This is a genomic window from Microbacterium sp. Bi128 (assembly GCF_918698205.1).
On the sequence record NZ_CAKKMM010000342.1, the window covers coordinates 1 to 4,554 of the forward strand.

Genomic DNA, 4,554 nt, shown 5'->3' on the forward strand with positions numbered 1-4,554 from the left:
TGTTCACCCTCCCGCTCCGATCCAGCCGACCCCCTCTCCCGATCCCCGCGCTGCCGGCGCTGACTTCGCGTCGCGCGACGGCCCTGTTCCTCGACGATCGCGGCGCCGCCACCGCCGAGTACGCCATCGCGACGATGGCCACCGTCGTCTGGTTTACGCATACCCGACGTGCGGATCGCTCGGCTGCGGATGCCGAAATCGACTAGCCCGTTAGACCGGGAGGAAGAACGCTGCGATGTGTCCGATGGTGCCTCACCCGAAGAACCCCTCAAAGGGAGGCCCAGGGTAGTAGGCGTCGCCTCGGGCCACCGCAAGACTCCAGGCGTCCTCACTCAGGCCCTGTGGTGGCCCAGGAGGTAGCTGTTGTTGCGTGCGACGGTCGGTGCCACGAATCCACTTGCCGAACGCCGATCTCGGAATCGCCACACCTCGACCTCTGATTTCAAGGCCCTTGTCCGTGAGATACCAGTCCTTGCAGATCATCTCGAAGACAGGCCCTGTCGAAACCCAGGCACCCTGCTCGGCCTGCCGTCCGGCTACAGCGTCAGCTAGGAGAGCGGAGAGGTTTTCGAGAAGCCCCTGTGCCGACAACGACCGGCTGACCTCTGCTCCACCTACCCGGACGAGCGCTTCCGAGAGTTCATCCAGCACGTCTGCGGCGTCCTTGTCCTCAGTCCAGACCGCTTGCGCCTCGTAGCTGGTGTGCTCGAAAACGATCCGTGCTGGAAAGTTAGAATTCTTCGCGAGATACAGGACGCGGACCCTAGGCGCAGAGAGCATCACACCGGCTGGGACTACAACTTCGCCCGACCCTTCACCCCCCGTACTGCCGGCGCGAGAACGGATCGCATTGATACTCGTCGCGGCATTGAACGCGGCGTCTACGGCCTCGTACGTCGGCAGCTCAGCGAGTCGAACAGCACTCCTTGTTCGGCTCGCGGCGCGCGCAGAGGAACGAGTCCGAATTTCTTCATCCATCTGATTCAGTCTTGGCACAAGGCGCGCTGCGGTCGCCTCCGCGGCGGTCTCGGCCGCTTGCTGCGCGGCGCTTGTTGCGGCCGTCGAAATCGCTGTCTCATTCTCAGAACGGACCTGGCGGAGAAGGATGCGCTCGAACCACACCAGGACAGCTGCCAGCAGCAATGTCGTACCAACGTTCACGAATAGACCAGACCAGAAGGCTGCCTGCTCCTCACGCCAGGGCGATCCGCCGTATGCTACCCACCCGCCGAAAAGTAGAGCGGATACTCCAAGAGCAACGAACAACACCACAAGCCACCAGCGCACGCGAACCATAGATCTCGGGATGCGCACGTCTTGGGCTGCCACGCCTCGCAGATTATCCGCTTAGTCGCGCCGCGCGTAACGTGTGCACCATGACTTCAGCGCCGAACTTACGGGATCTTCGCCGCTTGGCGCGTGACCGCGGTCTCGTGATCATCCGCTCTCGACAGAACGACCCGGATGCTGCCGACTTCGGCCTGTACGCCATCGTCAAGCCCGACAACGGGGGTAAGGGAACTGACCCTCGCGGTGAGCGTGCGGCTGAAGGTGCGTTTGCTGACGGGCATGGCCTCACCCTCGAGGACGTCGACGACATACTTCATGGACGCCACTAGTGAGGACGGTGATGCGCGTCCGCTCATTTCTGGAGCGGCCGCGCGATATGGCTCAACAACTTTTCACGCACGGGCAGCCTCGGCGCTCTATGTCATCCTGGCTCGGGGGTTCAGCATGACTACTTATCTTGCATACATCGATGATTCAGGTGACGAGACGCTTGCCGTATACACCGCGCTGCTGTTGCCTATCGAACGTTGGACGGAGGCACTCACTCTGTGGCTCAGTTTCCGGAAGAATCTCTACCGCGATTATGGGATCCCCGCCGACTTCGAGATCCACTGCAAGGACCTGATCCAGGCAGGCAAGGGGAGGCCTGCCCCGGGCATCACCTACGGCGTCAACACCGAGGCGAACAAGCGCCGACGGGTACTAGAACTTGCCAACGCCACGATTCGATCCATACCTGACTTGCAAGTTGTTGCGAAGGTGCACGCGCATGTTTCGCCGGATCACTGCTACCGCACGCTCCTTTCAGAGATCGACGCTCAGATGGCAGCCGGTGACAGCTGGGCGCTGTTGGTTGTGGACGGCGACGGCTCTCAGCCGTACCAGAAGGCTGCCCACCGCGACCTGAAGCTCGCGAATCGTCGGATCGTCGAAGACCCGTGGCATCAGGGAAGCCATGCAAGCCAGTTCGTTCAGATGGCAGATGTCGCCGCGTACAGCGTGTTTCAGGCCCATCGCCTTCGCGAGTCGCGCCGCCAGCTATGGGGCTGGATGGCAACGTATCTGCATCCGAAGGAACTTCCGGGTTGCTGCGCGTGCCCGTAGACGCGAAAAAGGCCCCGAAGCAATTCGGAGCCTTGATCGAAGCCAGACCCCGCGATCTGAGTACTCAGACGGGACCTCGCACGCATAACGTTACGCGACACGAACAGTCGCAGCAACAACGGCAGGAAAATTCCCAGCAATTTCGTCACGAGCGACGACACGAGCAACGTTACGAGCAACGACACGAGCAACGACACGAGCAACGACACGAGCAACGACACGAACGGCTTCGAGCGGAAGTTCCCGGTAGGTCAGCTTGGACCTCGCGCGTAGCACTTGACCCCTGGGGCGGAGAGCTGAGCGAGCCGACTCGTGGCCATCTGCCGAGGCTGTAGTAGTACAGCGGTGGTGCGGCAGTTAGTGCGTAACGCGCACTAAATACCCGGTCAGCGCGTCCTTACGCGATCCGGTGTACTGTCGGCTCATCCGCCCGGGCGCACAGGAAAGCCGCCCCGATCCCAGCCAGGTAGTCGAGGCGGCTTGCAGATTGCTCCCACTCATGATCGTAGACGATCGCCTGCACGCACGCACTGCCGTTGGTGACGGCGACCTCCATCGAGACGCCTCACACTATGACTTCTCTTGTGAGTCTTCAGCGCCTGTGACACCCCCCACTCCGGGGGGACTCTTCACCAAGGTGTTCTCTGCCAGGCGGAGCATTCAGAACTGCACCGTTGGCTGGATGTGCAACACGGCCGACTGTCCTTCGTGCGGTGAGCGCGTAGCGCTGAGGGCACAGAATGACGCGCTGGCCCGGTTTGCCCGGTTCCCTTGGTGCGTGAGCCTGCGCCTGTCGGTCGAGCTGAACCCTGACCTCGATGCAGGGCGGCGAGACCTCGATCGCGTTCGAACTTCGTTTCTCGAAACAGTCAAGCTCAGACACAGATCGGGGGCATACCTCCGCAGCACCGAGGTGACCCGCGTGGATGCCAGATGGAACTGGCACGACCATCTCGTCGTCATCCCCCTCGACAACACCTTGGACGACGAGACTCGCCGCCTTCTCGATGCGTGGGAGGACGCCTGCCGTCAACACGACCTGACGCCCTCCTCGCACAGCCGCCTCAGCCTGACGGAATCCGCCCTCACCTACATCACGAAGCCCCGCCTGGGGGCCGGTGAGCACTCCCTGCGCGACCTCATCGACCGTGCCGCCCAGGGCGACGCCGAGGCTGTCGACGACTGGATCGAGTGGGACCGCTGGCGCCTCACGCACCCCCGCGCCCGCTTCCGCAGCTCGTGGGTCTCCTCGCCGACAACCCCCAGTGCACGGGATCAGCACATGACCGGCGTCGACCCCGCCGACTTCAACCGCCTCAGTCTGCTCATCGCTCTCGGGGTCAGGACCGCATCCGAGCAGGCTGACCTACTGGGGACCTCGCTGAGCACCACGAAGCGCCGTCGTCGCCACCTCCCGGATTCCCGCCCTGGACTCACACCCGTGATGCGTGCCTGATGCACGACACGCCCGGCTTCCCGCCGTAATGAACGGGTGGACCCCGTAGGCCGACATCTTCCAGTGAGGAGATGATCATGGCCACCACCATCGCAGTCGTAGCCCGCCGCGTCGGGCGCCCCTGTGGTGTGTGCTCCCTCCCCGCCGCAACACGGGAATGGGTAGAGGAGAGCCTGGCCGAGGGCAGCTCCATTTCCTCCGTTTCCCGTCAGCTTGGTCTCCGTCCCGGGCGCGAGTCGATCGCGAGCCACATGAAGGGCGGGCACCTCCGCGCCGACCTGGAGGAGCGTGTTCTCCGTCACCAGGGCCTCGATACCGTGTCGATCGTCGGCAGGATCACCGAGATTGCCCAGGGCCACCGCCAGACGGTCCTGGAGGCGGAGGAGAGCGGCAACGGCAACCTGGCAATCCGTGCCCGTGATGCAGAACTACGCGCCCTTGGTGCGCTCGCCGCAGCGGGCTTCGACACCGAGCGCGACGCGCAGGCGCAGGTGCTCACCCGCAGGATCGCGAACGCCGCCGTGACGGTAGCCAAGACCGACTCCGCCGTGGCCGATGCCCTCCTGCTCGCGCTGGATGCCGCCGGGCACCCGGACGTGGCCGACCTCCTTGCGATCGAACTTTCCGCAAACGAAATGGGGACCCCATGACCGACACGACTGCACCCGCACAGACCCCCGCCCGAGCACGCCTCGAAGCCCTGC

At 63.7% G+C, this 4,554-nt stretch carries 6 protein-coding genes and 1 pseudogene; 4 read left to right on the forward strand and 3 right to left on the reverse strand.

All coding sequences use genetic code 11. The features are described 5' to 3' along the window. Positions 1-206 (forward strand): annotated as a pseudogene (locus LQV45_RS18590) (hypothetical protein); the annotation flags it as partial. A gap of 46 nt (positions 207-252) precedes the next feature. On the opposite strand, the gene LQV45_RS18595 reads toward LQV45_RS18590, so the two are convergent. Continuing rightward, positions 253-1,329 (reverse strand): hypothetical protein, encoded by a 1,077-nt coding sequence (locus tag LQV45_RS18595; RefSeq protein ID WP_230008291.1) that lies wholly within the window; start codon positions 1,327-1,329, stop codon positions 253-255. 65 nt (positions 1,330-1,394) lie between these two features. Next, the gene (locus LQV45_RS18600) at positions 1,395-1,607 is read right to left on the reverse strand and encodes a hypothetical protein (protein WP_230008292.1); all 213 of its coding nucleotides are present in this window, start codon (positions 1,605-1,607) and stop codon (positions 1,395-1,397) included. A 127-nt stretch (positions 1,608-1,734) separates the two neighbouring features. Here LQV45_RS18600 and LQV45_RS18605 point away from each other — a divergent pair, with 127 nt between their 5' ends. Then, positions 1,735-2,394: a DUF3800 domain-containing protein gene (locus LQV45_RS18605; protein ID WP_230008293.1), complete on the forward strand. Its 660-nt coding sequence runs from the start codon at positions 1,735-1,737 to the stop codon at positions 2,392-2,394. 397 nt (positions 2,395-2,791) lie between these two features. Here LQV45_RS18605 and LQV45_RS18610 read toward each other — a convergent pair whose 3' ends face one another. After that, positions 2,792-2,950, reverse strand: coding sequence for a hypothetical protein (locus LQV45_RS18610; RefSeq protein ID WP_230008294.1), 159 nt, complete (start codon positions 2,948-2,950; stop codon positions 2,792-2,794). Between the two features lie 366 nt (positions 2,951-3,316). On the opposite strand from LQV45_RS18610, the gene LQV45_RS18615 reads away from it, so the two are divergent. Together LQV45_RS18615 and LQV45_RS18620 are read left to right on the forward strand one after the other, a co-directional pair. Beyond that, entirely contained in the window at positions 3,317-3,850 is a 534-nt protein-coding gene (locus tag LQV45_RS18615) for a hypothetical protein (RefSeq protein WP_230008295.1), read from the forward strand. 77 nt (positions 3,851-3,927) lie between these two features. Then, positions 3,928-4,500, forward strand: coding sequence for a hypothetical protein (locus tag LQV45_RS18620; RefSeq protein ID WP_230008296.1), 573 nt, complete (start codon positions 3,928-3,930; stop codon positions 4,498-4,500). Positions 4,501-4,554 lie beyond the last annotated feature (54 nt).